Below are 22,298 nucleotides of genomic sequence, written 5' to 3'. Positions count from 1 at the left end.
TGATTGAAAAAATGGCCACTTCTTAAAACTAATCCAGACAAGGGTGACGAGCTTGCCTTTCAACTCCACCTCTCAAGAGCATAGCGAGGGCTTTATTCGCCTCTCCTTAGCTGCTCCGTTCCTGCAATATCTCACCGAACGTAAGATCAATCCGCAACCAGCATTGGATCAGGTCGGCCTGAAAGCCGAACTGTTGTCTGACCCAGCCGTGTTCGTGCACTCAGAGTTGGTCTATGGTTTGGTAAATGCCTTCTCAGAAGTATCAGGGGATCGATACCTTGGACTGAAAGTAGGGGAGACGTTTGACCTGCAACAGTGGCCTCCGTTCGCTCAGGCCCTGCAATCGACAAAGACGCTGTTCGAGTTCTTTACCCGTTTCGTGGGGCTTGTACCGCAGGAATCCAATTCTGTGCGACATAGCCTTGTCATTGAAGCGGACAAAGCGACTTATCGTATCGAGAGGCAACAAGAGCCTACTGTCCCACCCATTCAGGTGACCGGATTTGGTGCCGCAATCTATGTACGCCTATTGCAGACCGTCGTCGGAGATGCCTGGGATTCTTCTCGTGTGCGATGGGAAAGCAGATACATCAACGGACTACCTATCGATTACAAAGGGATCGAGGTCGGCCTTGGGACCGATCCCGGAATGCAGATTAGTTTCCCTGTAGAATGGTTGTTTTTGCACCATGTCTCTGAGGGCTCTGCCAAGCCCATCGCCTCACCGCGACAAGATGAAGAAGTAACCGTAGTAGCTGCTTTGCGATCTGTTTTGCGCGATAAACTGGATGAAACCGATTTGGGACCAGAGGTTGTGGCCGGGTTGTTGGGAATACAGCCGGAACGGTTTCTTAAGGCGCTTCAGCAGCAAGGCACAACGCTGCCCCGCGAAATCAAACGGCTGCGTGTCGATGTCGCCAAGGAACACCTCGGAGAAGACAAAATGACAATAGCTGAGATCGGTCTGATGCTCGGCTACTCCGACAAATCCCATTTCACACGCTTTTTCAGGGGCCAGACCGGAATGACACCGACCAAGTTCCGCCTGGGTTCGTAATTATGCTGCAAATGCTTGGATCAGCTGTGCGAACTTGATCTCGGAACAAAAGCAAAGGCGCGACCAGACTGCCGTCCCGACCGCGCCTTAAACCATTCTATTCGAACGCCATTATTGGCCCGTGGTCTCTACGCACGTTCCCTTGCCCCATCCTGACTTGCTGCCAGAGGCAGAGTAATCAAACGTGCCCTTCTCAGGGTGAACGTTATAATTCAGCGTGTAATCCTCACCGACATACAGATAGGTCAGGGTGTCGAGACCGGGAAACACATCCACATCCTTGTCGATATCCCCGATCGTGATGTGGCCCTTCTGCTGGCCATCATACTTCACAAGCCGAGCGGCCATTTCCGGGTGTTCCGCATCCGGTGCCTCACATTCAAACACCCGCTCCTCAGCGACTGCGGCTGCGGGCAATAGGGCAAGAAGAAGAGCTGCCTTTTTCATTGATTTCCAATCTGTATTCGATCTGTTGCACTGCGGCGGCTATTGACGATTTTGGGCGGAATTTTGTCCAAACTCGGGTCGTTCTGCGGTCTCGTAGCACGCATCTCGTTAGACCAATTCACGTTTGGGTTTCGCATGCGTTTTGAGGTGAGCCCCAAGCACATTTCCATCGCGTTTTGGGGAGTATCCAACCCAGCATTGAGGGCTCGAAGACAGAGACAATGGGTCTATGCACCCATCAGCTGCTGAGAAATTTCTTCGGGTTCGTCATGGCAACCATTTGGAACCTCAATTTGTGAATTCCAATGCTGAAGGGGGCAGCGCGGGACCGGGCCAACTCTGCCCTATAGCTTTGCCCATAGCGGGACGTGCGGTCGCAGTGGGGTGAAAATCCCTGCGCGCGCTCCCATCTGTTCAGGACAGAAAAAGGAGAGCGTCTGATGCAATGTCCGATTGATGGAACTCAGCTGGTAATCACCGAGCGGAGCGGGGTCGAGATTGATTATTGTCCGCAATGTCGTGGCGTGTGGCTGGACCGTGGAGAGCTGGACAAGATCATCGATCGCTCTGCCGACCATACGCCGCCGCCACCGCCGCAGCGGGGTTATGATGACCGGTCCGATCACGGATACCGGAAAAAGAAGAAACGCGGCGGCTTTCTGGACGAGCTGTTTGACTTCTAAGACGTTGGCACCGTGATCTGAGAGGGTTTTATCGGTTGTTGTATGGTCACGGGTGAGATGGGTGCGAGCACCCATCCTACGCTTGCTACAAAAATCAGTTCATCATTTGATCGTGAGCTTTGCAGATCAGCCCTACGAGAAACTGATCATTCAGCCCTTCATCATCGGACTTCAAACTGAATTTATAGGTCCCATACCTTTGGTTGTAGCCAAGATAATCACACTTAGATTCTTCGATTGACGCCAAAATCTCTGCTTCCAGAGGTAATTTAACCTCAAGAACCATCGTCGATTTTCTAGGATGAAAGACACAAAAATTTCTCGAACGACCTTCGATTTTTGGTCCAATATAATGTTTGGCAAAATTTAGCTCAGAGTTAGATATCTGATCTTTCATTAAAGTGAAAATCCGTTCGACAACACCAATCGACGCTGAGGATGCGCGCTCAACCCAATATGAGCGATCTACCTCAACGTACTCGTCGAGTTCCTTATCGCCTCCATAATACTCTTGCCGGGTATCCAAGATTTTAGAGAACATGATACTCAATCCGAGATCGTTTTTTGCGGCCGAAAGCTTAATTGCAACTATCGGCACTGAGTTTCCTAGCAGTGTGATAACGTTGAAGAAGCGTCCAGTGATTTCTTCTGCAATCAACACGCAAACGTGATCGATCCCTTTGTAACGCGAACGCTGCAAATCCCAATACTCTATTGCTCGAATAATGTGAGAAGGATCAGTTTTGCCAAGTTGAACTTCCACGCAGTAACGAGTCGGTTCACCATCCTGAAGAAGAAGATCTAGAAAGCCGCCACCAACCTGCGGTACTTCTACGCCGACCAAATCCAATTCACCTAGCCCGAGACACCCCGGTGACTTCTTTATCAGTTCTGCGATCTGTTTTTCGCTAACACATTTCTCGTTCTTGAGGTTGATCTCGTTAAGTATATCTAACTTCATACCTTTTCCTAAATATTAGTGGAGCAAATTCTTCACCGCTTCCGTCTCTTCACATTCCCACCCCGCTGCCCCGGCCTGCCAGCCGTTGACCGCCCGCGCGATTTCACCGCGTCTTCCGAGGCTTTCTCGACCGCCCATTGGCGCGCCATGGGGTCGTCGGCGACGGCCAGATCGACCGCTTCCAGACGTTTGATCTCATCCCGGATGTTGGCGGCCTCTTCGAATTCAAGATTCTCGGCGGCCTTGCGCATCTGGTCGCGCAGCCCGTCCAAGTGCGCTTCCAAATTCGCACCATGCATCGGTTTGTCGATGGTGGCGGTGACCCGGTTCATGTCGACATCGCCTTCGTAGAGACCGGCCAGAACGTCCTCGACGTTTTTCTTCACGGTCTCAGGCGTGATGCCGTGTTCTTCGTTATAGGCGAGCTGTTTGGCGCGGCGGCGGTTAGTTTCGCCCAAGGCGCGCTCCATCGAGCCGGTGATCTTGTCGGCATACATGATCACCCGCCCATCGGCGTTGCGCGCGGCGCGGCCGATGGTCTGGATCAGTGAGGTTTCCGAGCGCAGGAAACCCTCTTTATCCGCGTCCAGAATGGCGACCAGCCCGCATTCTGGGATGTCGAGCCCTTCGCGCAGCAGGTTGATGCCGACCAGAACGTCGAAGGCCCCAAGCCGCAAATCGCGCAGGATTTCGATGCGTTCCAGCGTGTCGATGTCCGAGTGCATGTAGCGCACTTTGATGCCCTGTTCGTGCAGGTATTCGGTCAGGTCCTCGGCCATGCGTTTGGTCAGCGTTGTCACCAGCGTGCGGAATCCGTTGGCGGCCACCTTGCGCACCTCGTCCAGCAGGTCGTCCACCTGCATCGACACCGGGCGGATTTCGACCTCGGGGTCCAAGAGGCCGGTGGGGCGGATGACCTGTTCGGTGAAGACACCGCCGGTCTGTTCGATCTCCCACTTCGCCGGGGTGGCCGAGACAAAGACGGATTGCGGGCGCATTGCGTCCCATTCCTCGAACTTCAAAGGTCGATTGTCCATGCAGGACGGCAGGCGGAACCCGTGTTCGGCCAGCGTGAACTTGCGCCGATAGTCGCCACGGTACATGCCGCCGATCTGCGGGACGCTGACATGGGATTCATCCGCGAAGACAATCGCGTTGTCCGGAATGAATTCGAACAGGGTTGGCGGCGGTTCGCCCGGCGCACGGCCCGTGAGGTAGCGTGAGTAGTTCTCGATCCCGTTACAAACGCCGGTGGCCTCAAGCATTTCCAGATCGAAGTTCGTACGCTGTTCCAGCCTTTGAGCTTCCAGCAGCTTGCCCTCGCCAACCAGCTGGTCCAACCGGATGCGGAGTTCCTTTTTGATCCCGATAATCGCTTGGTTCATCGTTGGCTTCGGCGTGACGTAGTGCGAATTCGCATAGACCCGCACCTGCTCCATCGTTGCCGCGCGTTCGCCGGTCAGCGGGTCGAACTCGGTGATGGTTTCCAGTTCCTCGCCGAAGAACGAGAATTTCCAAGCACGGTCCTCAAGGTGGGCCGGCCAGATTTCCAGGGAATCGCCACGCACCCGGAAGGACCCGCGCTGGAAAGCCTGATCGTTGCGGCGGTACTGTTGGGCAACCAGATCAGCCATCACCTGCCTCTGGTCATACTCATGACCCACCTTCAGATCCTGTGTCATCGCTCCATAGGTCTCGACCGAACCGATACCGTAGATGCACGAGACCGAGGCGACGATGATCACGTCATCGCGTTCCAGCAGCGCCCGCGTGGCCGAGTGGCGCATCCGGTCGATCTGTTCGTTGATCTGCGATTCTTTCTCGATGTACGTGTCCGACCGCGGCACATAGGCTTCTGGCTGGTAATAGTCGTAATAGGAAACGAAATACTCGACCGAGTTCTCTGGGAAGAAGCCCTTGAATTCCCCGTACAGCTGCGCTGCCAGCGTCTTATTTGGCGCCAGGATGATCGCAGGCCGCTGCGTTTCTTCAATTACCTTGGCCATGGTGAAGGTCTTGCCCGTCCCGGTCGCACCCAGCAGGACCTGATCTCGCTCACCATCATTCACACCGCCTGCCAGCTCCTTAATCGCCGTCGGCTGGTCGCCAGCCGGTGCGAACTCGGTGTGCATGACGAACTCCTTGCCGCCCTCCAGTTTCAGACGCGCGCGCACGTCGTCTGCGGTCAGTTGAGTCTTGTCGGAATGGGCATAAGGCATGGGCGGGCTCCGGGTCAGGCCCCTACATTTGTTCTTATTTTGTCCATCTGCAAGGGCTGATCTGGATTCATTTTCAGCTAAGCGGTCCGGGCTTGGGCGTCGGGGTGCGTTTGAACCTTCACCGCCAAGGCCGACAGGTTCTCGGCCAGTACGCGGCCTATCATCATCTTCAACAGAGTTTGTCCCATTAACCAGCCCAACGGTCCATATTTCATACGAAAATCCATACTCCAGATAACACGGCTGCACGTGTCGGACAGCGGTGTGATGGCAATCGCCGCCTGTGCTTCGCGCAGAGGCATCGCCATCTGCGACAACCGCACGGTGTAGCCGCGGTCAACCTGCCAATCCGTCACCTCTTCGACCAATGATGTGCCGTTCGCGAAGTGACACCGGCGCTGTGACCCAACACCATCCGATCCGGCAGTCAAAGCATCAACCGATATCACCTGCGGGGCAAACTCATCGATATGCATAAAGCGGCGGAGGATAGCCCAAATCTCATTGGGTCGGGCGTTGATGTCGAGGTGGCGTTCTTGGTGAAGCATCCTGCTGTCCTTTTACGTCTGCGCGCTTTCTACCCCGAACTAATGACAATACCTGTCATTAGGCAGTCCATGCGACCCGCGACAATTGTCATCTTGTCCCGGCGCGCGCTCTGACGCATAAACAGCTTCAGCCAAGTGAGTACGGAGAGGCGACATGCGCGCACGGATTTACCAGCCTTCGCGAAACGCGATGACCTCGGGGATGGCCAAAACCCGCAAATGGGTTCTGGAATACGCCCCGGCTTCTGCGCGTGAGGTCGATCCGCTGATGGGCTGGACCTCGTCCAATGACACCCAAACGCAGGTGCGTCTGAAGTTCGATACCAAGGAAGAGGCGCTGGACTATGCCAAAGACAACGGTATCGACGCGCAGGTATGCGAGCCGCACAAGCGCAAGCCGAACCTGCGGGCGCGCGGCTATGGTGAGAATTTCGCCACTGACCGGCGCGCTCCCTGGACCCACTGACAAGGCCCAGTGAATGATCGACATCCGCCAAGCAGACCCCGGCGCCAAGGATCTGCGCCCGATCATTCAAGCGCATCTCGCCCATAGCTGGGACGCGACACCGCAAACCTCAAATCATACGCTGGACATTGATGCCCTGCGCGAGCCGGGCATTCGCTTTTGGGCTATTTATGAGGCGGGTAAGCCCTTGGGTTGTGGTGCGCTTAAGGCGCTGCCGGATGGCACTGCCGAAGTTAAATCGGTGCACGTGGTTGCTGCTGCGCGCGGCCGAGGATTGGCGCGTGTGATCATGAACCATCTTGCCGATCTGGCCCGAGCCGAGGGCGTTTCCGCACTTGTCCTGGAAACTGGCGCAAATCATCTCTCGGAATATGACGCAGCACGCAAGCTATATGAAACATTGGGATATTCCTATTGCGGTCCGATCTACGGCTATGACGCCGATCCAAACAGCGCGTTTATGCGGTTGGACCTTACGTCCAGCCCAAAACGCTGAGGGAAAAGCTGAAAGCACCCGCTTGGTGCAGTCTGACCGACCGCTTTGAATTCAGATATAAGGGCCGTACCCTTGCCCCGTTTCGAAAAACATCTGAAAAAATGGCGAGCCGTGGAGGACTCGAACCCCCGACCTGAGAATTAGAAGTTCCCTGCTCTAATCCAGCTGAGCTAACGGCCCGGTCTTGTTCCGTTTGTATCAGTCAATCCATTAGGATTGTCAACTTGATAGAGGGCAAGCTTGTTCTTTCAAAAAAGTTATTTCCATCAGGGTATTGGCCGAATCTGGCAGACCTCTCGGCAAGAGACATCGAACCTACCTGCAGTTCAAACTTGCAGCCCAGCGCTCCCTGCGTCACGTTTGAAATCACAAATTGTGATTCCAAACGGATATGATGACGAACCCGGAAAACCTGCCCAGCCCTCAAGAGGTCCAAAACGCCATTCATCGGGTGCGCGGTGTACGCGTGGTTCTGGCAGAAGATCTGGCGCAGTTTTACGGGAAATCCGTCAGCGCCTTCAATCAGGCCGTCTCGCGCAATAAGGATCTGTTCGAAGGCTACCGCTTTCAGCTTTCCGACGCAGAGGTCGCGGATTTGCAATCACAGAATGTGATCTCAAAACCCGAAGGCCGCGGTGGCCGTAGGGTCAATCCGTGGGTCTATACCGACTACGGCGTAGCTATTGCCTCGACTTTGTTTAAAGATCCGCGCGCGATCAGGATCACGCGGATGATCACCGAAGCCTTTGTTGACGGCACCAATGCGCTAGCGGAAACCCCGCGCAACCCGCCTGAGATTCTGCCACCGCAAGATGCCCCTACGCCGTTGCTTCCAAATGGGGATCAACTGCGTGATCTGGCCGAAAACATCCTTGATTCCGGACAGCAAAGCCTTGTGGACTACATCGCCAATCCCACCACCAAACGGCAGCAGGCGGTGGCAGTGATCATGAAGACCCTCGCGGAAACGGCGGGCGAAGAGGTTCGCACACAACATGACCGTCTGCGCCTGAGCATCGCCGAACGGCTGGCCAGCGGAGACTATGCCGACGATGATGACCGGAAAAAACTGCTTGAGCTGCTGCACGCCATGAAAGACTGACCGCCTTAAAGGCCCAGCTCTGCCCGCGCCTTTCTGGTCAGCTTAGCTACGACCAGATCGTATGAGATTACAATATGATCTCGCAGCGACGCGTCGCTCATGCCACGTTCATCGTAAACCTGCAGCCATTTCATACCTCGCGATGCCAGATAGGGCGCTGGGCGGATACCTGGCTCATCTCCGAGGACCTCAAAGGCAAGATCGGTGGCCTTGAAGGTAAACGCATCCTTTCCGTCGTTCCAACCACAGATGGCAAAGACTTTGCCGCCTACTTTCCAGACATCTGCGTTGCCCCACTGCACGACATGGCTGGTGGCTTTGAGGTCCGAGCAAAAGGCATTGAATTCATCACGAGTCATCGCGGCGACTGTGGCGCTCTGGTCAGGACAAGGCAAGACCCGCTTTGCGGGCGCAACTTTCTTTACCCAGCATTAACCTAGCTGCGCCAAATCATAGGTGATGTATAACTGTAATTCTCCCCTCTCGCCTGAGGTTTGGCTCAGTGATCTATTCGCCTCCAAGGCGGTGCAGCAAGGTGGCGTAATCCGTCGCAAGGCGCGCGATATAGAGCGATTTGCCGGGATGGAGCGTTTTATGGCCGAAATCAATCGTCGCGGTTATCAAGTGGCGGAAAACTCGGGCCAGATCGTAATCTTCTGCAACCGCGCACCCGTGCGTTGGCTCACCTGAGCCACGCAACGCTTTCTTGAAAAGAAAGCGCCCCGAAATCTTTTCAAGATTTCGCCCCCCACCGATTCAAGGCTTCAAAAACTTTGCCGTTCCGACAGTGCGCTGTTTCGGGGTCTGAAGATTCCGGGGATTGGCTTGGATATCTCCCGGCATCGCGACATTGCGTGGTTTCTGCAAGGCAAACGAGCCACAGGCGACACCATCGCCATCGGGATCATTGCGCTTATGATATCCGGGCCTCCCTTCGCGAAAAGGCCCGAAACCCAGCATCTCCACCGCATCACACCCAGCCAGCGCCACCAGATGGATCACCGCTTCATGACGTTCGTAGTCTGAAACGCGCAGGTAGACACCGATTGCGATCATTCCTGTGGTTAAGGGCAAGGCCAGCACCATCAGTAGAATACGCACCGGAGACAGAGCCTGCCTGCGCAACGCGTCTGCCCGCCGTTGCCGCCGTGTAAGACGAGGGTTCGGATCGGTGTCTTTCGTTTGTTTCCCGGTTGTCATGCCATAGGTCTTACACGCGGTATGTGGCAAAGCCATGGCCGCAATCGGGGTCGGCTTGGAAAAAGCTCGACCTTATCGCACCACATGCACGGCACATTTGGCGTGGCGCACCACATGGGTCGCGGTTGAACCCAACAACAGGTCCTGCATCCCCGGGCGGTGCGAAGCCAGGATGATCAGGTCGGGCTTATTCACTTCGGCCCAGTCCAGAATCGTTCGCCCGGAATGGCCTTCAACCACCAGCCCCTTCGCATTCGGGACGCGCGCCGCCAGAGCATCAAGCTCGGTCTGAATGGCCTTGCGGGCTTCGGACAGATACTCGGCAGGCATGTACGAGATCGCATAATCCGGAATGTGCTCTACCACATGCAGCAGCGTAACCGCAGCCTCGGGCGTCGACAGTAGTTCTGCCAGCTTCAACGCTGCCGAGCTGTCCCGTTCGGCATCAAAGGAAATGGGAACAAGAATGTTATGATACATGGCTCGCGCCTCCGTAGTTGTGCCGCTATACTGCGCGACCGGTGGTGGCCGTGCATTGACTCAGATCAGGTCTCACCGAATGTCTCGGCGACGTCGTACATCACGGGTTCAAAGCTCTTGCACAGCTCGTTAACCCTGCGATTCCGCTCTCGCATTTCCGGTGTGCGCAACATCGCCAGGAAATCCTCGCGGCGCTCCCATTGTGAATAATTGGCAATCCGCGTCTGGGCATCATTCACATGCAATCCGGCTGAAATGAAACCCGGCTGTTTCGAAATGAACTCGGCATAAGCATCGGTCAGCGCCTCAAGAAGGTCCTGGCAGGTTCCGGGGGTCATCTCGAAGGTGGTGATGACAGTCTGATAGCTGTTGGTTTTGGAAATCTGCGGCATAAGGCTCCTCCTTTATAGCTGACCCGAGCCTAGCACAGCTTTTGAAAACGCCACCCTTTTCCTGCACATAGACAATGTTTTTGGATCAAAAAATCTTTCTCGAAGATGAACAAGAAACTAACCATCCGTTAACCATGTCTGCCGATGCTGCCCCCATGGCTCGTCTGGTTCTCGTCATTCCGCTGCTTTTTATGGTGTGCACTCCGGCATGGTCCGGTGCGTGGCTCCGCGAGAAGGGGTCAAGCTTCACCGCGTTATCTGTGACCGCTTTCAAAGAGGAAGACGTCTACAAGTACAAATCCTCGCTTTATACCGAGTGGGGATTGCGGCCGAAACTCACGATCGGACTGGATGCCGAGGAGCATCAGGATTTGTATGGGCACGCGCTGGTCTTTGCACGCGTGCCGGTTGCAGACATGGGGTCAGCAGGGCGTCTGGCGGCCGAGTTCGGCGTTGGCGCGCACCATCGCCAGTACAGTAGTTGGGCAATGTACAAAGCAACACTTTCATACGGCAAAAGCATTCAAACCGGATTGGGAGGTGGATGGATCAATGTCGACGCAGCGCTCGAAAACCGCACCCATGAGGCAGTGATCCGCAAATTGGATTTCACGGCCGGTCTGTCCTCGGGTCGACGGTTTGACCCGCTCCTGCAGATCGAAACTTCTTATGTTTCGGACCGACCATGGTACTGGAGGGTGCGACCTTCGCTGATGTATCGCCCAAAGACGGGCAGACTCACCTGGATTCTGGGTGCCGAGCGCAATTCGGCTGATGATAACATCGGGATCAAATTTGGATTGTGGCGCAGCTATTAAAGATGGGCCGCCTACATTCAGGCGGCCCACCGCATCAATCAGGTATCAATCCGCAGAATGGTCGAAACCGCACCACGCAAGCTTTCGGACCAGCGCAGGCGGATATCGCTCTGGCCCGATCCCTGTCGCAACTCGACATATGGCGCGGTATAGCGCACCGCATTCAACGATGTCCTGAGGCTTCCCAGGGCAACAACCGCATCACACCCGCGCGCCCTGCCCCCGAACGGCAATTGGCCCTGCGAACTGACGGTCCAGGCTGATGACGGTGAGCTTTGCGTGTGCTGCAGCCGCAATGGATTGGCGCAAGGCGTATCGATGCCGTGGAACGTATTGTTCTCGAAACACACCCTCTTGTGCCTTTCCGGATCAAGATCGGCAAAACTGGTATCGACCCGGTCCACTCGGTCGATCCGCACGTTGTTGACGCGGAACTTGTTGCCGGTGACGGTCAGCCCGTTCAAGAAATGCCCCGTGCCATGGGGGCGGATCACCAGATAGCTGAACCAGGGGGCAACATCGCTGGCATAAAAGATGTTATCCGTGATGCTCAGCGCGCTGAACGAGAAGCTGGTGAAATAATCCGGGTTGGCATCGTGCTCGTTGGTCCATTCGATAAAACAGTTATCGACATAGTTCTCGGCGATGGACGAACTGTTATAGCCGCCGATGATCACCAACCCAGCGTTGCGCACCCCGTTCGCGACGTTGTCGCCCTGGAAGAAGTGGTTGCCCAGCACCAGATTGTTGTCCCCACTTAGCACCGCGAAATGATGGAACCGCGTGGCCCGGTTGTGGCGCAGCTTGACGTCGTTGGCATTGGCGTTCAGCGCGATTGAGCTTCGGTCCGGCACGTCCAGACTTTCCTCGGTCGATAGGAACTGACAGCCATCGATCAGCATCCCCTGACATCCGCGCCCGATTGATGTGATACCCCGGTCCTTCGGGCGACTGATGAAACAGTCTTTCAGTACAAAAGTGTTCCCGCCCGGAGACAACCGGATCGCGCTGCACCGACCGTTACACTGGAACTCGATCCCTTCCATGTTGAACTTCTGCAGCGCACTGAAACCGCTGAAATCTAGCAGGTACTTGAACGATGTGAAGGTGAAGGTCTGCGTCCCTGCGGCATCATAAGTCGGCGCACTCAGCGTGATTTCACCGGTGCTTTCGTTTTTCGACCGCACATAAACCTCACGCCCGACCCCGCTGCCGGTGACCAGCGAACCCACCGGTATATTCGCCACATTGGCCACGTTGGTCAGCGTATCAGGATCAGACGGGCTGTAGGTCGCGATCGAGGTGAAGGTCTCGGTATCCCAGGTCGAGCTGCTTTTGACGTCAAACTGCCCGTTGCGCACCACGCGACGGGTGGCATAGCCCGTCCGGTTCGGCACAGCCGCTGCCATATCGATGGGCTCGGTCACCGCGATCTTGCGCCCGCCCAGATCCAGTGATTCATGGTCCGAGCTGTTCAGCAGAGCCTGAAACGCCTTCTTGAACGCCAGCATCTCGTCACCAAAGGCGGTGATATAGGTCGGCAGATCGAAATTCTTGGTCAGCAGCAGCATCTTGTCGACCGGCATCGTGACGGTCCCGTCAAACGAGACCTCGGACGCCATGTTGGTGTTCTCTTCCAGCCGGAACACTCCTCGCGGAATATAAACCTTGCGCCCATTCGCTGCCTGATCCGCTGCCTCAAACGCTGCCGAGTCATCGGTGACACCATCCCCGACTGCCCCAAAATCACGCACGTCGACCAGACCAATCAAATCGCGCAGGAAGACCGAGGTCACATCGGTGATCTCGATATCATCCACCCGCACCACCGCACCGTTGGTGCCTTCGATATCCAATCCAAAATGGCCATAAAGCACCGCATTGCCCCAGGGCATGTCCACGCCGGGCCGCAGGCCTGTGCCCACGATGGCCGTCACCTCATGCACGGTGCCATAGCCGGTCAGCTGCACCGCCGGACCCTGCTCCGCCAATCCGTCCACATGCGCATCTCCGGCTCCTCCGGCCCAGCCGGCGATCCGCACCTCGGGCAGCGGCCCGCTGATCGCCTTCACCCGCGCCTTGATCTGCAGATAGCAGCCCGGCAACAAAGGCGTTTGCCCCATATACCGCAGTCGCTGCGGTTCTGCCGTCTTATAAATTTCCAGACAGCCAGCGAAATCCGCATCCGCCGGAACGAACACCCCCGTGCCCGACCCCTCATAGGTCGGAGAGCCCGGCGTGCCGTCGCCACTGGACCAGACCCCAAGACCAGCCGCATAGGCGGGCGGCATGAACACGATGCCGTCGGTGATTGCCTTGTTCATGTAAAATCCCTTTCCCAATCGCGCCAAGCACGCGCGCCAAAACCCGAAACCGCCCGGGCCCTGAGCCCAAGCGCATGGGTCTGAGTATCGAAAAGGGATTAATCGCGGCTCTTACCACCGTGACGGTGGTGTTGCCTCAGGCCGCCGGGTCGGAGTTGCCCAGCAACTGTACACCGTTGATCTTCCAGCCGTTTTCCTGCCGGATCATCTGGTAGTCCAGCAAATGCACGCGTCCGTCACCATCAGTGATCATGACCTTCTGCCACAGGGCTCCGCTAATCTCGCGCAACTCCAGAAACCTCACATCCGCAGGCCGCCAGACCATAGGATAGCCACGGCGCACCATGATCCCGAAATTCTCGGGATCGCCGAACAGCCGCTGGATATTGGGGCTGGCAAAGGTGAAGGCGGTGGCAAAGTCATCCGCCTTGAAGGCCTGTATCTGCGCCGAGATATTGGCCTCAATCTCGTCACTCTGAGCAAAAACTCCGGATGCCAGTCCGGCACTCAGGGATACAGCAAGCAATAGTCGACGCATGGGGCCACCTCCTGATGCAAGGGTAGCCCCACACTGGATCAGGTCAAATCAGGCCAATTCCCCGGCCAGCGCCTTGTCGATCAGAGCAATCGTCTCTGGCACGCCATAAAGCGCGATGAACCCACCAAACCGAGGCCCTTGCGAAGCCCCCAGCAGCACCTCGTAAAGTGCCGTGAACCAGCCGCGCATCGGATCGAACCGCTCACGCCCGATGGAATAGACCACCGATTGCAGTGCCTCGTCTTCCATCGGCCCGTCATAGGCTTCCAAGGCCGCCCTCAATGCTTCCAGCGCCTCACGCTCCTGATCCGTCGGCGCGCGATGCTGGCGCGTCGGCTTGACGAAATCGTTGAAGTACCTCACTGCAAAGCCCGCCGCCTGATCCAAATCGGGATGGGTCTCCGCAGTGGCCTCGGGCGCATAACGGCGGATAAAGCCCCACAGCGCCTCCTTGTCCTCGGCCCCAGACACGGACGCCAGGTTCAACAGCATCGCAAACGGAACCATCAGGGTGGATACCGGAACGTCGCCACCATGGATATGCCAGACGGGATTATTCAGCTGAGCCTTCAGGTCCTGTCCCGGATAGGCCCGCAACTGTTGATGATATTCATCATACGCCTTTGGGATCACATCGAAATGCATCCGCTTCGCGGTCTTGGGCTTTTGATACATGAAATAGGCCAGCGACTCGGTGGGCGCATAGGTCAGCCATTCATCGATCGAAACACCATTGCCCGACGACTTCGAAATCTTCTGGCCGTTCTCATCGAGGAACAGTTCATACGAGAAATGCTCAGGCGCACGACCTCCCAAAGCCCGGCAGATCGCGTCATAGATCTTCTCGTTGGTGGCATGTTCCTTGCCATACATTTCGAAATCAACGCCCAAAGCGGCCCAGCGCGCGCCAAAATCAGGCTTCCACTGCAGCTTCACATTGCCGCCAGTCACGGGCAGCGTCCATTCCTTGCCATCCTCGTCATCGAAGGTGACAGTGTAGGTATCGGCGCAAACCTTCTTCATCGGCACATACAGAACCCGCCCGGTCTCGGGATGGATCGGCAGGAAGATCGAGTAGGTCTGCTGACGTTCTTCGCGCAGGCTTTTCAGCATGATGGCCATCACGTCGTCATACTTCTCAACGGCGCGCTTCAGGATCTCGTCGAACTGGCCCGAGCGGTAAAACTCACGCGCCGAATAGAACTCATACTCGAACCCGAAAGTATCGAGGAACCGGCGCAGCATCGCATTGTTATGCTCACCAAAGCTGTCATATTCACCAAACGGGTCCGGCACCGAGGTCAGCGGACATTGCAGATAATCCTTCAGCGCCTCGGGGTTCGGCACATTGCTGGGCACTTTCCGCATCCCATCCAGATCGTCAGAGAAACAGATCAGCTTGGTCGGGATATCCGACAGCGCCTCAAACGCGCGCTTGACCATCGTGGTCCGCGCGACCTCACCAAAGGTGCCGATATGCGGCAGACCTGAGGGGCCATAGCCCGTCTCAAACAGCACATATCCCTTCTCCGGAGCGCCCTGCTTATACCGTTTGAGCAACCGCCGCGCCTCTTCAAACGGCCACGCCTTGGACGTCGTCGCGGTTTCACGCAGGTCAGACATTTGGATACTCCATCGGGAAACGTGCCAGACACCCCATGCGCCCGGACCGGCCCCTGTTATTGTGCAGGTGCAGTATGAGTCAATAAAGGGTGGTGATTTTCATGCCTCTATGAGCATGAACAGCGTACAATCCATATCTGGTCTTGGTTACAAGTGTCCGCAGCACGGGGCATTGCGGCATTCTGAAAAACGTAGTCTGTTGATCGCTCTCGCGGATTTGCAAGCAAGGCAAAAGATTAAATCGACATAAGCCATTTCCTGAAAATTCTCACGGTGACCCGTTCCTGATCGCCGGGGCGGCAGACGAAGTAGAGCCCCCGATCCAATCGAACCCGGCTTTCATCGAGGCGGATCAAGCGACCAAGTTCCAAATCCCTCTCCGCCAAGAGATGTCTTGCCAACGCTACACCTTGCCCGTCAATCGCAGCCTCCAACAGAACCGCGCTGTCCACGTACTTGATGCTCTGCGAATTGATCCGGTCAGCGCCCAGCCCGACCTGCGCAGCCCAGCTTTCCCATCCGACGTTGTAGGCATCATGCAAGAGTGGAAGATCAGCCACATTCTCGGCGGGCATCGGCAGTCGGGTTTTACCAACAAGGGATGGCGCTGCTACAACAATCAGGTCCTCTTGTCTTATCTGCTCATGATAGAGCCCGTCCCAACCGGGTTCCCCGAACCGCAGGGCGACATCGACCTCAGACGCATCAAAATCCGCAAATCGATCATTTGTGTCCAGCAGCAACGCGATACCCGGATGTTCTTGCTGAAATGAACTGAGCAACGGGACAAGCCATTTAAGCGCCAGCGATGTTGACAACGACACCGTAATCGACTGGCGGTGATGCAGCCGCTTCACCTCCATCACGCCCAGTTGCAACGCCGAAAATGCCCCGCGCGTCGATTGATGCAGAAGCTCCCCGGCACTGGTCAGTTCAACCCCATTTGGGCGGCGATGAAAAAGCGTTACGCCAAGATGCAGTTCCAGCAGCTTAATTTGCCGACTGATCGCCCCGTGGGTGACGTTCAGAACATCCGCTGCCTTGGTCAGGCTGGAGTGGGTTGCGGTTTCATCAAAGGCCTGAAGGGCACGTAGATGTCTAAGGTTCTCCGGCATGTGAGAAAACCTAACAGCATTGCCCCAAAAACTCGATAGGTCTGCTTTGTTCCCGGCAGTTACACTGACCACAGATCAATAAACCTCACACACTGTGCGCCCCAAGAAAGGACATACCATGCCCGATACCAAAGTTGCTTTGATGACAGGTACAGGACAGGGAATTGGCCGGGGTTGTGCCATTGAAATGGCGAAAGCCGGCTATAAGGTTTCGCTTATGTCTCCGTCCAACCGCTCGGTTGAATTGGCGGAGGAACTTGAGGGCATTGGCCGTCGCGGCTCTGTATTAGATGTCGATGATTTGCAAGCGATGGTCGACGACACCATGAGCAAATATGGACGGATTGATGCAATCGTCAGTAATATGGGTCACGGTGGAACGGTGCCTGAAGCCATCAAAACCGTCGGTTTCGATCCTGACTTTGACGGACCGCTATTGGAACTCAGCGACGAGTTATGGCACGAAAGTCTGGACATGTATGTGCTAAATGTCGTCAAGATCGCCCGTATCGTCACGCCCATTCTGATCGAACAAGGCGGAGGTGCATTCGTAAATATCTCATCCATGAACACAATCGAGCCACGTGCGCCCTATCCCATGAGCATGCTGCGTGGAGCATTGCATAGTTTCTCAAAGCTTTACGGGGACCGATATGCACGGCACAACATTCGCATGAACAACCTGCTGCCGGGGTTCTGCGAAAACGTGAACCTGTCCGAACAGGCACGCCGGGAAATCCCCGCTCAGCGGCCCGCAACGTTCGAAGAAATTGGGCAGGCTTGCGTGTTTCTCGCCAGCGATGCAGCCCGGTATATCAACGGTCAGAGTATACTGTCCGACGGCGGGATGAACCGGGCAGTGCGATAGCAAAGAGGCGGTGAAGCGTGATTTTCGCGGCCCTCGATGAAATCCTTGACACAGATCGGGAGGCAACAGGTGATGCCCCCCGAGGTTTGATTTCTACTGCGACATCCCACCTTCGGTCGATATCTGCTCTTCGACATGGCCCTGGTTGGTTATGTCCGACCCCCGCGGAGGATAGTCCTTGAAGGTAGACAGGTGGTTTTGGACGATTTTGGCAGCAGGGCCAAAGGCCCACATTTTGTTGCCCATCCAACGGGTATACATCCCCGATTCCTCAGCTGCCTTTTCATAGGGATCGCGGCGCAGGTTGAACAGCAGGGGCGCGTTCAGTTCCTCTTTTGGAGCTGCCCATCCTTCGGTTTGTATCGTGAAATGTGCTTTCCAATCACCATGGCGTACCGCTTGCAGGTCCGGACCTTCATAGTAGATAATCTCGTCCCGGTTGCTCTCACCTTTACCAGTCAGGAAAGGCAGTTGGTTGTAACCATCCAGATGCACCTGATAGCCCTCATAGCCCTTCAGTAGTGATCCAGGCAGATCGTCAGGTCCTCCGGCGGCGGCGACGAGGGTAGGCATCCAGTCAAGACCAGCAAAAATACCGTTGCTTACGGTCCCGGCGGAAACTCTTCCGGGCCAGCGAATGATAGCAGGAACGCGGAAGCCGCCTTCCCATGTCGTACCTTTTTCGCCTCGGAACGGTGTTGTTCCACCGTCAGGCCAAGTCATGGTTTCGGGGCCGTTATCCGAGGTGAAGACTACAATAGTGTTGTCCGAGATGCCAAGTTCGTCCAGACGGGCCATGACCTTGCCCACGTTGTCGTCAAGCTCTTTCATTACGACATCCTGCAAACCGCGCCCGTCGCCCAGCATCGCCTCGTATTCGGGGCTCAAATGTGTCCAGACATGCGCTCGGGCCGGGGCCATCCAGACAAAGAAGGGCGTGTCGCTATCGACCGCGCGGTTGATGAAGTCCAGAGTATGGGCCGTCACCTCATCGTCGAGCGTTTTTTGCCGTTCGGGCGGAGCTGGGCCATCGTCTATTATACGCTGCTTTCCAACCAGCCCCCAGCGTGGATCTACGGTTTCATCAATTGTATCCGTGGCATAAGCGTGGATGATGTTCCGTGGGCCAAATGTGTCGTTGAATTTCTGATCTTTGGGCCAATCGGGGTCAGAGGTGTATTCCATCGCATTCAGGTGGTAGAGCCAGCCCCAATATTCATCGAAACCTTTCACAATTGGCAGAAACTTGTTCATATCGCCCAAGTGATTTTTGCCAAATTGCCCGGTGGTGTAGCCTAGAGATTTAAGGATGTTGGCCAGAGTAGGGTCTTTTTCATTCAGACCTTTTTCCGGATCTCCGGGCAGCCCGACTGTGTGCATCCCCGTCCGAACAGGCAATTGTCCGGTGATAAAGGCAGATCGCCCTGCGGTGCAGCTTGGCTGTGCATAGTAGTCCGTAAGGCGCATACCATCCGCAGCAAGCTGGTCAAGGTTGGGGGTTTTGATACTTTTCACACCCTGATGATAGCTGCCCAGACTGGCCCAGCCGACATCGTCGGCCATGATGACAAGGATATTGGGCTGGTCGGTTTCGGCCAAAACTGGCAGGGCACAGACCGAAGCTGTAGCCAGCGTGGCGGAAACCACAATAGATCGAAAAATGAACATTTTTACCTCTGCGAACGTAGAAGACGATACCGGTGAAGGGAATATCGAAAGTCCGATCAGGGATAGCGGTCGAAACTTTCGCGTCGCAACAGAGCTTTACCGGAATTTCATATTGTGAAATCTAAAGAGCAAAACCTGAAATGTGTTTGACGGCATGATGAACAAAAACTCTTTGACCGCTTTTCTTACATTGGCTGAAATCGGCAGTTTCCAAAATGCTGCCCGTGCGATGGGTGTGTCCAACGCATCATTGTCCCGCTATGTCGGCAGGCCGAGGACTATACGGGGCTTGTTTTGTTTCATCGAAGCCGAAACAACAGCACTCTGACACGCGCAGGGCAGGAGTTCTTGCCAATCGCCCAGGCGCTGCGCGAAGACCTGAACCAGTATGCAACGCGCGTGGCCGCTTTGCGCGAAACCGGGCCGGGCACTTTGCTGATCGGTTGCGGGCCTCTGACCACGAGAACCCTGATCCTGCCCGCCCTGCGATCAGTGCGGCAAGTGATGCCTGATCTTCGTTTCCGAATTCTGGTAAGCGCCTACGCACGACCGCTTGATTTGTTGCAGGCGGGAAAGTTCGACATGTTCCTGGGTGACCTGACCTACACACCCGAAGCTGACAACGTCGAGATTATGGTGATGGAGAAACAACAAATCCAGTTTGTGGCACATCGCGACCATAAGATTCATCAGCGTGGCCCGCAAACGATGGCAGGCATATTCGATTTTCCCTTTGCATCTCCGCATCTCCACAAACACTGGAAAGCCGCTTTGACAAAAGCACTTGGTGGCGGTGCTGAAGCCGTCGAAAAGGTGAATGCACAGCCGCATATCGAATGCGACGACTACAACCTCCTGACCGGATTGTTGGCAGAACCGGACTACATCGTGGGAGGGATGGCGGACACATTTGCGGATCTGATCCATGCAAAGACGGTGAAACCCGTGTCTATGGCACAGAACCTTACGTGGAACATCTGCGCAGCGCGTAAGTCACAGAACACTTCGGATGCTGTAGAATTATTCTGGAGTGAGCTTGCTAAATATCGGGCATGACCGGCGGTGCAAGGCATAGAAAAACGCCCAACTGAAACGCATCTTAGCTAGTGCCTGGTCGTTTCCGTATGGCCAATTAACTTGGCGAAGTTCTGCATTGGAATGCTGGCGGTGAAAGTCCGAAACGCTTGGTTCGCGACGCGCAGCACATGCAAAGAATAGAAGCCTGGTCGACGGCAGGTGTAAGCTCTCAACGGACGTTTACATCGCAGCCGAAATCACCCACCCTCATCGATCGCATTCATTGCACCCCAAAACTACCAGTTGAACCTCCTTGCACCCGCTCCTATCGTGCGGCAACAAACGTTTCATTCAGGACGACACCATGACCGAGCAAACCCCACATCCGATGTCCCCGCAGGATTGCCTTGTGGCGATCATGGTGGCGATTTCCGCTTCGGACGAGAACATCCGAACCGCAGAGCTGGTCAAGATTGAAGGCGCGGTCAACATGCTGCCGGTGTTTGCAGGCTACGACATCGACCGAACCCGCCGCGTCTCGCAGATCGTGTTTGATTTGTTTGAGCAGGTTGACGGGCTGGATGCCCTGTTCGGACTGATCCGTGACAACCTGCCCGAACGCCTGAACGAAACCGCCTACGCGCTGGCCTGTGATGTCGCCGCCGCTGACGGCACTCTGGCCGAAACCGAACTGCGTCTGCTGGAAGAAATCCGGTACGAGCTCAGCATCGACCGCCTGCACGCTGCCGCTATCGAACGCGGGGCACGGGCGCGGCATACAACCTAGCTACCGTAGAGCGCACCCCAACGCTCAATCAGATTGCGTTGCAATTTGCGGGACCGTCGGTTCCAGGCCCGCGCGCCGTCCGGGCGCTCGCGCGATGCACGCGGGATCGTGGCACGGTGCGCGGTATCGGCGGTGAAGATCGCAAACGCCAGATCCACCCCATCTGCCGTTGTCATATAACCGCCAAGACCCGAGACGAAGTTCAACGTCCCCGTCTTTGCGTCGACCTTGATCGGATGATCCTTGACCGGCTGCCCATTTTTGTCGGCCAGCGTGAAGGACCGAAGCAACGGCCGCAGCTCCTCTGATTGCCCCGCCGCCACCAGCGTATTGACCAGACTGAAGGGGGCCATACGTGAGGAACCGCTAAGTCCGGAATGATCGACCATCGCGATCCCATCTGCGCCAAAACGCTCTGCCGCCCACAGGTTCATTTCTGCGGCCGAGTCCTCAAGGCTCTGCGGCGCAACCCCGCGCGCCTTGGTGGCCGCCAAACCCACCATTTCGGCGGTTATATTGGTCGAATATCTCAGCATCCCCTTCAGGATGCTTTCCAACGGATCGCTCTGATGCACCACCAGTTCGGTCCCTTGCGGTGCTTGCCGCGTCACCTGCACCCGGCCCAGCACGATCCCATTCACGCGTGCCAGCGTGCGGAACACATCTCCGGCATAAAGCGCAGGCTTGCGTACCGGCAGCCAGCGTGCCCCGCCATTGCCTAGCGCGCCTTTGGCCACGGTCCAGCGATCCTGCCGCGCGCTTGGCTGATAGGTGTAGATCGGCAGGCTGCGGTTCTCGACCCGCATTGATGCCATATCCACCGACGGCCTGTAACTTGCGCTGCGCGCATCCATGGTCACGTCATAGCCGGTGCCCTCGCGTTTCCACTCGAAATGCACACGGTTGAAATTCAGGGAAATCCCGCTGATCGACGGGCTATAGCCCAGATGATCCGGCTGCCCCGGATCAATGCTGAAGACGTAGGGCAGCGCACCATCATAGACCTTGAACGCGCCCTTCACCTCGGTGATCCCGGCCTTGCGCAGATTGGCTGCCATTGTGGCCAGCGCGTCTGTATCCAGCAGCGGATCACCGCCACCCGCAAGGATCAGGTCGCCTTTCAGAATGCCATTCTCGACCGGTCCATCCGCGATCAAGCGCGTTTCGAACCGATACTCCGGACCCAGCACATCCAGCGCATAAAGCGCGGTCAGCGCCTTGGCGACGCTGGCTGGTGGTAGGCTTTGGCCCTCGCCGAACACCTCCAGCGGCGTTCCGGATTCCACGTCGGCCACGGCAAAAACAACCTCGCCCCTCAGCCCCGCCGCCTTAACCAGCCGCTCAGCCCCGCTGGGTTGCGGGCCACGCAGCACAGGGCGCAGAGACACCAAAGGCGCCTCGGCCAGACCTGTGCCCGGAACCAGAGACGCCCCTAATCCACCCAGAAACAAACGACGCGAAATTCGATCGACCATGGGTCTATTAGAAT

At 56.2% G+C, this 22,298-nt stretch carries 25 protein-coding genes and 1 tRNA gene; 11 read left to right on the top strand and 15 right to left on the bottom strand.

Annotated features, from left to right (window positions below):
- The first annotated feature begins 52 nt into the window (after positions 1-52).
- Complete coding sequence (locus I5192_RS01480) at positions 53-1,057, top strand: AraC family transcriptional regulator (protein ID WP_170637487.1); 1,005 nt, start codon at positions 53-55, stop codon at positions 1,055-1,057.
- 111 nt (positions 1,058-1,168) lie between these two features.
- On the opposite strand, the gene I5192_RS01475 is transcribed toward I5192_RS01480, so the two are convergent.
- Positions 1,169-1,504: a hypothetical protein gene (locus I5192_RS01475; protein WP_170514092.1), complete on the bottom strand. Its 336-nt coding sequence runs from the start codon at positions 1,502-1,504 to the stop codon at positions 1,169-1,171.
- 440 nt (positions 1,505-1,944) lie between these two features.
- On the opposite strand from I5192_RS01475, the gene I5192_RS01470 reads away from it, so the two are divergent.
- Positions 1,945-2,187 carry a zf-TFIIB domain-containing protein gene (locus I5192_RS01470; protein WP_170408258.1) on the top strand — a complete coding sequence of 81 codons (243 nt, stop codon included), beginning with the start codon at positions 1,945-1,947 and terminating at the stop codon, positions 2,185-2,187.
- A gap of 94 nt (positions 2,188-2,281) precedes the next feature.
- Here the strand turns inward: I5192_RS01470 and I5192_RS01465 are convergent, their stop codons facing one another.
- From I5192_RS01465 to I5192_RS01455, 3 genes are all read right to left on the bottom strand, one after another.
- Positions 2,282-3,148 (bottom strand): hypothetical protein, encoded by an 867-nt coding sequence (locus I5192_RS01465; RefSeq protein ID WP_223117585.1) that lies wholly within the window; start codon positions 3,146-3,148, stop codon positions 2,282-2,284.
- Between the two features lie 32 nt (positions 3,149-3,180).
- Positions 3,181-5,367, bottom strand: coding sequence for an excinuclease ABC subunit UvrB (gene uvrB / locus I5192_RS01460; protein WP_170664073.1), 2,187 nt, complete (start codon positions 5,365-5,367; stop codon positions 3,181-3,183).
- 77 nt (positions 5,368-5,444) lie between these two features.
- On the bottom strand, positions 5,445-5,915 hold the full coding sequence (locus I5192_RS01455; RefSeq protein ID WP_223117584.1) for an SRPBCC family protein: 471 nt from the start codon (positions 5,913-5,915) through the stop codon (positions 5,445-5,447).
- Between the two features lie 154 nt (positions 5,916-6,069).
- Here I5192_RS01455 and I5192_RS01450 point away from each other — a divergent pair, with 154 nt between their 5' ends.
- Positions 6,070-6,381: an ETC complex I subunit gene (locus tag I5192_RS01450; RefSeq protein WP_170395965.1), complete on the top strand. Its 312-nt coding sequence runs from the start codon at positions 6,070-6,072 to the stop codon at positions 6,379-6,381.
- A 13-nt stretch (positions 6,382-6,394) separates the two neighbouring features.
- On the top strand, positions 6,395-6,877 hold the full coding sequence (locus I5192_RS01445) for a GNAT family N-acetyltransferase (RefSeq protein WP_170408263.1): 483 nt from the start codon (positions 6,395-6,397) through the stop codon (positions 6,875-6,877).
- A gap of 102 nt (positions 6,878-6,979) precedes the next feature.
- Here I5192_RS01445 and I5192_RS01440 read toward each other — a convergent pair.
- Positions 6,980-7,057 (bottom strand) — tRNA-Arg (locus I5192_RS01440).
- 211 nt (positions 7,058-7,268) lie between these two features.
- On the opposite strand from I5192_RS01440, the gene I5192_RS01435 reads away from it, so the two are divergent.
- On the top strand, positions 7,269-7,979 hold the full coding sequence (locus tag I5192_RS01435) for an ORF6N domain-containing protein (protein ID WP_255612009.1): 711 nt from the start codon (positions 7,269-7,271) through the stop codon (positions 7,977-7,979).
- 5 nt (positions 7,980-7,984) lie between these two features.
- On the opposite strand, the gene I5192_RS01430 is transcribed toward I5192_RS01435, so the two are convergent.
- Entirely contained in the window at positions 7,985-8,338 is a 354-nt protein-coding gene (locus tag I5192_RS01430; RefSeq protein ID WP_170423840.1) for an MmcQ/YjbR family DNA-binding protein, read from the bottom strand.
- A 100-nt stretch (positions 8,339-8,438) separates the two neighbouring features.
- Here I5192_RS01430 and I5192_RS01425 point away from each other — a divergent pair, with 100 nt between their 5' ends.
- Complete coding sequence (locus I5192_RS01425; protein WP_170396104.1) at positions 8,439-8,669, top strand: aspartate aminotransferase; 231 nt, start codon at positions 8,439-8,441, stop codon at positions 8,667-8,669.
- Between the two features lie 66 nt (positions 8,670-8,735).
- On the opposite strand, the gene I5192_RS01420 is transcribed toward I5192_RS01425, so the two are convergent.
- From I5192_RS01420 to I5192_RS01410, 3 genes are all read right to left on the bottom strand, one after another.
- Positions 8,736-9,179 (bottom strand): excalibur calcium-binding domain-containing protein, encoded by a 444-nt coding sequence (locus I5192_RS01420; protein ID WP_255612008.1) that lies wholly within the window; start codon positions 9,177-9,179, stop codon positions 8,736-8,738.
- Between the two features lie 72 nt (positions 9,180-9,251).
- A complete protein-coding gene (locus I5192_RS01415; RefSeq protein WP_170395959.1) occupies positions 9,252-9,659 on the bottom strand; it encodes a universal stress protein in 408 nt (135 codons plus the stop codon).
- Positions 9,660-9,724: 65 nt separating this feature from the next.
- The gene (locus I5192_RS01410; protein WP_170395957.1) at positions 9,725-10,051 is read right to left on the bottom strand and encodes an antibiotic biosynthesis monooxygenase; all 327 of its coding nucleotides are present in this window, start codon (positions 10,049-10,051) and stop codon (positions 9,725-9,727) included.
- A 134-nt stretch (positions 10,052-10,185) separates the two neighbouring features.
- On the opposite strand from I5192_RS01410, the gene I5192_RS01405 reads away from it, so the two are divergent.
- Positions 10,186-10,869 carry a hypothetical protein gene (locus tag I5192_RS01405; protein ID WP_255612007.1) on the top strand — a complete coding sequence of 228 codons (684 nt, stop codon included), beginning with the start codon at positions 10,186-10,188 and terminating at the stop codon, positions 10,867-10,869.
- A gap of 38 nt (positions 10,870-10,907) precedes the next feature.
- On the opposite strand, the gene I5192_RS01400 is transcribed toward I5192_RS01405, so the two are convergent.
- The 4 genes from I5192_RS01400 to I5192_RS01385 form a co-directional block, all read right to left on the bottom strand.
- Positions 10,908-13,193: a glycoside hydrolase family 55 protein gene (locus tag I5192_RS01400; RefSeq protein ID WP_223117583.1), complete on the bottom strand. Its 2,286-nt coding sequence runs from the start codon at positions 13,191-13,193 to the stop codon at positions 10,908-10,910.
- A 136-nt stretch (positions 13,194-13,329) separates the two neighbouring features.
- Positions 13,330-13,731: a DUF4864 domain-containing protein gene (locus tag I5192_RS01395; protein ID WP_223117582.1), complete on the bottom strand. Its 402-nt coding sequence runs from the start codon at positions 13,729-13,731 to the stop codon at positions 13,330-13,332.
- Between the two features lie 48 nt (positions 13,732-13,779).
- Positions 13,780-15,354, bottom strand: coding sequence for a lysine--tRNA ligase (locus tag I5192_RS01390; RefSeq protein WP_223117581.1), 1,575 nt, complete (start codon positions 15,352-15,354; stop codon positions 13,780-13,782).
- A 236-nt stretch (positions 15,355-15,590) separates the two neighbouring features.
- Positions 15,591-16,469 (bottom strand): LysR substrate-binding domain-containing protein, encoded by an 879-nt coding sequence (locus tag I5192_RS01385; protein ID WP_223117580.1) that lies wholly within the window; start codon positions 16,467-16,469, stop codon positions 15,591-15,593.
- Between the two features lie 118 nt (positions 16,470-16,587).
- Here I5192_RS01385 and I5192_RS01380 point away from each other — a divergent pair, with 118 nt between their 5' ends.
- Positions 16,588-17,337, top strand: a complete 750-nt coding sequence (locus tag I5192_RS01380) for an SDR family oxidoreductase (protein WP_170395947.1) — start codon at positions 16,588-16,590, stop codon at positions 17,335-17,337.
- A 93-nt stretch (positions 17,338-17,430) separates the two neighbouring features.
- On the opposite strand, the gene I5192_RS01375 is transcribed toward I5192_RS01380, so the two are convergent.
- Positions 17,431-19,005, bottom strand: coding sequence for an arylsulfatase (locus I5192_RS01375; protein ID WP_223117579.1), 1,575 nt, complete (start codon positions 19,003-19,005; stop codon positions 17,431-17,433).
- A gap of 157 nt (positions 19,006-19,162) precedes the next feature.
- Here I5192_RS01375 and I5192_RS01370 point away from each other — a divergent pair, with 157 nt between their 5' ends.
- The 3 genes from I5192_RS01370 to I5192_RS01360 all read left to right on the top strand — a co-directional run bounded on the left by I5192_RS01370 (position 19,163) and on the right by I5192_RS01360 (position 20,809).
- A complete protein-coding gene (locus I5192_RS01370) occupies positions 19,163-19,333 on the top strand; it encodes a LysR family transcriptional regulator (RefSeq protein WP_223117578.1) in 171 nt (56 codons plus the stop codon).
- A gap of 20 nt (positions 19,334-19,353) precedes the next feature.
- Complete coding sequence (locus tag I5192_RS01365) at positions 19,354-20,061, top strand: substrate-binding domain-containing protein (protein WP_223117577.1); 708 nt, start codon at positions 19,354-19,356, stop codon at positions 20,059-20,061.
- A 325-nt stretch (positions 20,062-20,386) separates the two neighbouring features.
- Positions 20,387-20,809 carry a tellurite resistance TerB family protein gene (locus tag I5192_RS01360; RefSeq protein WP_170395941.1) on the top strand — a complete coding sequence of 141 codons (423 nt, stop codon included), beginning with the start codon at positions 20,387-20,389 and terminating at the stop codon, positions 20,807-20,809.
- Here I5192_RS01360 and dacB read toward each other — a convergent pair.
- Entirely contained in the window at positions 20,806-22,284 is a 1,479-nt protein-coding gene (dacB, locus tag I5192_RS01355; RefSeq protein WP_223117576.1) for a D-alanyl-D-alanine carboxypeptidase/D-alanyl-D-alanine-endopeptidase, read from the bottom strand. The two genes, I5192_RS01360 and dacB, sit on opposite strands and share 4 nt — an antisense overlap.
- Between the last annotated feature and the right edge of the window lie 14 nt (positions 22,285-22,298).

Origin of the sequence: Ruegeria sp. SCSIO 43209 (assembly GCF_019904295.1) — a bacterium.
GTDB lineage: Bacteria > Pseudomonadota > Alphaproteobacteria > Rhodobacterales > Rhodobacteraceae > Ruegeria.
This window is presented reverse-complemented; position numbering and strand designations above follow the sequence as displayed.

What these genes read in the sequence shown, in the direction of transcription:
- I5192_RS01475 (WP_170514092.1), bottom strand. Translation starts at nt 1,504, where the DNA reads ATGAAAAAGGCAGCTCTTCTTCTTGCCCTATTGCCCGCAGCCGCAGTC.
- I5192_RS01470 (WP_170408258.1), top strand. Translation starts at nt 1,945, where the DNA reads ATGCAATGTCCGATTGATGGAACTCAGCTGGTAATCACCGAGCGGAGC.
- I5192_RS01465 (WP_223117585.1), bottom strand. Translation starts at nt 3,148, where the DNA reads ATGAAGTTAGATATACTTAACGAGATCAACCTCAAGAACGAGAAATGT.
- uvrB (WP_170664073.1), bottom strand. Translation starts at nt 5,367, where the DNA reads ATGCCTTATGCCCATTCCGACAAGACTCAACTGACCGCAGACGACGTG.
- I5192_RS01455 (WP_223117584.1), bottom strand. Translation starts at nt 5,915, where the DNA reads ATGCTTCACCAAGAACGCCACCTCGACATCAACGCCCGACCCAATGAG.
- I5192_RS01450 (WP_170395965.1), top strand. Translation starts at nt 6,070, where the DNA reads ATGCGCGCACGGATTTACCAGCCTTCGCGAAACGCGATGACCTCGGGG.
- I5192_RS01445 (WP_170408263.1), top strand. Translation starts at nt 6,395, where the DNA reads ATGATCGACATCCGCCAAGCAGACCCCGGCGCCAAGGATCTGCGCCCG.
- I5192_RS01435 (WP_255612009.1), top strand. Translation starts at nt 7,269, where the DNA reads ATGATGACGAACCCGGAAAACCTGCCCAGCCCTCAAGAGGTCCAAAAC.
- I5192_RS01430 (WP_170423840.1), bottom strand. Translation starts at nt 8,338, where the DNA reads ATGACTCGTGATGAATTCAATGCCTTTTGCTCGGACCTCAAAGCCACC.
- I5192_RS01425 (WP_170396104.1), top strand. Translation starts at nt 8,439, where the DNA reads ATGTATAACTGTAATTCTCCCCTCTCGCCTGAGGTTTGGCTCAGTGAT.
- I5192_RS01420 (WP_255612008.1), bottom strand. Translation starts at nt 9,179, where the DNA reads ATGACAACCGGGAAACAAACGAAAGACACCGATCCGAACCCTCGTCTT.
- I5192_RS01415 (WP_170395959.1), bottom strand. Translation starts at nt 9,659, where the DNA reads ATGTATCATAACATTCTTGTTCCCATTTCCTTTGATGCCGAACGGGAC.
- I5192_RS01410 (WP_170395957.1), bottom strand. Translation starts at nt 10,051, where the DNA reads ATGCCGCAGATTTCCAAAACCAACAGCTATCAGACTGTCATCACCACC.
- I5192_RS01405 (WP_255612007.1), top strand. Translation starts at nt 10,186, where the DNA reads ATGTCTGCCGATGCTGCCCCCATGGCTCGTCTGGTTCTCGTCATTCCG.
- I5192_RS01400 (WP_223117583.1), bottom strand. Translation starts at nt 13,193, where the DNA reads ATGAACAAGGCAATCACCGACGGCATCGTGTTCATGCCGCCCGCCTAT.
- I5192_RS01395 (WP_223117582.1), bottom strand. Translation starts at nt 13,731, where the DNA reads ATGCGTCGACTATTGCTTGCTGTATCCCTGAGTGCCGGACTGGCATCC.
- I5192_RS01390 (WP_223117581.1), bottom strand. Translation starts at nt 15,354, where the DNA reads ATGTCTGACCTGCGTGAAACCGCGACGACGTCCAAGGCGTGGCCGTTT.
- I5192_RS01385 (WP_223117580.1), bottom strand. Translation starts at nt 16,469, where the DNA reads ATGCCGGAGAACCTTAGACATCTACGTGCCCTTCAGGCCTTTGATGAA.
- I5192_RS01380 (WP_170395947.1), top strand. Translation starts at nt 16,588, where the DNA reads ATGCCCGATACCAAAGTTGCTTTGATGACAGGTACAGGACAGGGAATT.
- I5192_RS01375 (WP_223117579.1), bottom strand. Translation starts at nt 19,005, where the DNA reads ATGTTCATTTTTCGATCTATTGTGGTTTCCGCCACGCTGGCTACAGCT.
- I5192_RS01370 (WP_223117578.1), top strand. Translation starts at nt 19,163, where the DNA reads ATGAACAAAAACTCTTTGACCGCTTTTCTTACATTGGCTGAAATCGGC.
- I5192_RS01360 (WP_170395941.1), top strand. Translation starts at nt 20,387, where the DNA reads ATGACCGAGCAAACCCCACATCCGATGTCCCCGCAGGATTGCCTTGTG.
- dacB (WP_223117576.1), bottom strand. Translation starts at nt 22,284, where the DNA reads ATGGTCGATCGAATTTCGCGTCGTTTGTTTCTGGGTGGATTAGGGGCG.